The sequence below is a fragment of the Oliverpabstia sp. genome (assembly GCF_022785585.1).
GTDB lineage: Bacteria > Bacillota > Clostridia > Lachnospirales > Lachnospiraceae > Oliverpabstia > Oliverpabstia intestinalis.
The window spans coordinates 1-3550 of record NZ_JALFPR010000086.1; the positions used below are offsets into that span (position 1 = coordinate 1).

Sequence of the window (3550 nt, forward strand, 5' to 3'; positions counted from 1 at the left end):
GCGGGAAGGATGGGATAGGCATAAGTGGATACAAATGCCAGAAGAACCAGAACAACGAAACCGAACAGCCCCCGTCCCATATCTACCTGGCGGATCTTGCCGTGATCCGGCATCCGTTTTCTGCTGGCGATCCACAGTGCCTGGATACAACCAAAGCCCACACAGATCAGTGCCCCAATCAGATAGATTCCCTGGGCATAATTCTTTTCCTGGACTACTCCGGCGATGGAGCCAAGGGTCACCCGGTTGGCCCAGAAGTTCTGTGCCATACGAAGGGTGGACAAAGCCATCAGGACTACGCAGATCCACTGGATCACAAGATAAAACAGGGTGCCTCCCAGTTTTACGCTTCCAGTGGTTAAAGAAGTGGCTGCAGATAGGAGTCCGCCTCCTTTTTTCTTCTTTTTTCGCTTGGTTTTGGTTTTCTGCGTGGTAGTTTTATGAATCGTATGCTGGTTTGTGGCAGTATTTCTGGATCTGCCGGAACCGGAGTTTGGATTTTTTTTGTTCTCTTCCCGACGTCTGGCAGCGGGAGTCTCATTTTTACCGGAAGCAGGACTACCGGTACCGTTGCCATTATCAGCGACTGGTTTTGATAAGTTGCGATTTACATAATCATCGAAGGACTGCCAGTCATCCACCAGACGATCGGTATCTGTATTTTTTGTGACTGAAGTATTGTCATTGGAAGCGGCCGGAAGCGGTGCACCGCAGTAGCTGCAAAAACGACCGGTGACTTCAGCACCACAGGATGGACATTTCATAGTTCACTCCCCCTTGTTAGAATTTCAGATTTTATTGTACCACAAATACAGGAAAACATATCTGAAGATTTTGTGAAAATTAATGAAAAATAATTACTTTTTTTGGTAAAAAAGCAAGAATCAGAAAGAGAAGATTGCGTTGACACCTTATATACCGATTGGTATAATATAAAAAGACAGGGGATTACCCTGGAAAATTACGGATCAACAGCTGATAAATATAAGGAAAGGGGCTGAGACAGATGGATAATCGGCAGCTGATCATGGAAAAAGCGCTGGAACTGTTTTGTGCCCGTGGATATGATGCGGTTGGGGTGCAGGAGATTGCAGAACAGTCCGGAATTACAAAACCGACGTTGTATTATTATTTTGGAAGCAAGCAGGGACTGATGGAAACGATCCTTGAGGAGAACAGTCGTATTCTGGAAGAGATGCTGGAAAAAGCAGTGGAAGAACCGGGGGATGTCCCGCAGGTGTTATATCGTGTGGCGAGAGCATATTTTGATTTTGCGGGAAGCCACTGGCAGTTTTATCTGTTTATGATGAGTCAGTTTTATTCCGGAAAAAAATCGGAAGGATTCCGTACGGTGTATCCGCTGATCCAGAAGTATTACCAGCTTGTGGTGCGGATCTTTGAGGATTCTGCAGATCGTCTGGGAAATATGGGCGGCCGTCAGGAGCAGTTCGCGGTCAGCTTCATGGGGATTCTGGATTCCCATATGATGATGCTGGGAAGAGAGCAGGATGAAGAACACGGACTGGTGATGACGGATCAGAGAACGTATGAGATCGTCCGGCAGTTCCTGTACGGTATTTATTCATAACTGCGAAAGTATGGAACAGTTGCATGTATGAGTGTGAAAAATAACTGGAAAGACAGTTAAGATAAAAGAAAAAGGAGACGGGGATATGGCAAAGATGGAGTTTGGGGAACTGGATCAATATTTGTTTGGTCAGGCAACGCATTATGATATTTATAAGAAACTGGGAGCGCATCCGGTAACACAGAATGGAAAAAGCGGCACGTATTTTGCAGTATGGGCACCGAACGCAGAGGATGTTTCTGTTGTCGGTGAGTTTAATGACTGGGATCCGGAGCGCCATCCGATGAAAAAGACAGGACCGATCGGTGTCTGGGAGACTTTTGTTGCAGGAGCCAAAGTGGGAGATCTGTATAAATTCTGTATCCGTGCCATGGACGGAAGACTGCTGTACAAAGCAGATCCTTATGCAAACTGGTCTGAGATGCGTCCGGGCAATGCATCACGTATCGCGGATATCACAGGCTTCAAATGGGGCGATGCCGCATGGTTGAAAAAGAGAAAAGAGACGGATCCGAGAAGAGCTGCTCTTTCCATCTATGAAGTACATCCGGGTTCCTGGAAAAAGCATCCGGCTTCCGATGGAGATCCGGACGGCTTCTACAGCTATCGGGAACTGGCACATGAGCTGGCAGATTATGTAAAACGTATGGGTTATACTCATGTGGAACTGATGGGCATCGCGGAGCATCCGTTTGACGGCTCCTGGGGTTATCAGGTTACCGGTTACTATGCACCGACCGCCCGTTTCGGATCTCCGAAAGAATTCAAATATCTGGTCAATTATTTACATAAAAATAAGATCGGTGTCATCCTCGACTGGGTACCGGCACATTTTCCGAAAGATGCTCACGGACTGGCAGAGTTTGACGGAACCTGTATCTACGAGCATTCTGATCCACGTCAGGGAGAGCATCCGGACTGGGGTACCAAGATCTTTAATTATGGAAAAAACGAAGTCAAGAATTTCCTGATCGCGAACGCACTGTACTGGATCGAAGAGTTCCATGTAGACGGTCTGCGTGTGGATGCAGTGGCGTCCATGCTGTATCTGGATTATGGAAAGAAAGACGGACAGTGGATCGCGAACAAATATGGCGGTAACGAGAACCTGGAGGCTATTGAATTTTTCAAGCATCTGAATACTCTGATTCTTGGAAGAAACAAAGGAACCATGATGATCGCTGAAGAGTCTACTGCATGGCCGAAAGTAACCGGAGATGTGGAAAAAGAGAACGGTCTCGGATTCACGTTTAAGTGGAACATGGGATGGATGCACGATTTCCTGGAGTATATGAAACTGGATCCGTATTTCAGAAAATTCAACCATAATAAGATGACCTTCTCCATGACGTATGCCTTCAGCGAGGAGTATATTCTGGTACTGTCTCATGATGAAGTTGTCCATCTGAAATGCTCCATGATCAACAAGATGCCCGGAGAGTACGATGACAAATTTGAGAATCTGAAAGCCGGATATTCCTTCATGATGGGTCACCCGGGTAAGAAGCTGCTTTTTATGGGACAGGAGTTCGGACAGTTTCAGGAGTGGAGTGAGGCGAGAGAGCTTGACTGGTATCTGCTCCGTGAGGCAAGACATCAGCAGTTACAGGATTATGTAAGAGATTTGCAGATGATGTATAAAAAATATCCGGCACTGTATGCGGATGCCAATGGCTATGATGGTTTTCAATGGATCAATGCCAATGATGCAGACAGAAGCATCTACAGTTTCATCCGCTGGTCACCGACGAAAAGAAACAACCTGCTGTTTGTCTGCAACTTTACTCCGGTAGAACGGAAAGACTACTGGGTAGGTGTACCGCAGAAGAAACAGTGTAAATTAATCCTGAGCAGTGCAGACCCGGCTTACGGCGGACAGCATCATGTGGACAATCCGGTATTCAAACCGGTCAAGGGAGAATGTGACGGACAGCCATACCATGTGGCATATCCGCTGGCTCC

The 3550-nt window shown here is 46.7% G+C and carries 2 protein-coding genes and 1 pseudogene; 2 read left to right on the forward strand and 1 reads right to left on the reverse strand.

Going from position 1 to position 3550, the window contains the following annotated elements:
• Positions 1-764 (reverse strand): annotated as a pseudogene (locus tag MSA64_RS05920) (zinc ribbon domain-containing protein); the annotation flags it as partial.
• Between the two features lie 242 nt (positions 765-1006).
• On the opposite strand from MSA64_RS05920, the gene MSA64_RS05925 reads away from it, so the two are divergent.
• Entirely contained in the window at positions 1007-1588 is a 582-nt protein-coding gene (locus MSA64_RS05925) for a TetR/AcrR family transcriptional regulator (RefSeq protein ID WP_154431149.1), read from the forward strand.
• A gap of 85 nt (positions 1589-1673) precedes the next feature.
• Positions 1674-3550 (forward strand): 1,4-alpha-glucan branching protein GlgB (gene glgB, locus MSA64_RS05930; protein WP_277663258.1); only part of this gene is annotated, 1877 nt, incomplete at its 3' end.

Excerpts from the sequence above, each read along its gene's own strand:
- MSA64_RS05925 (WP_154431149.1), top strand. The coding sequence starts at position 1,007 with ATGGATAATCGGCAGCTGATCATGGAAAAAGCGCTGGAACTGTTTTGT.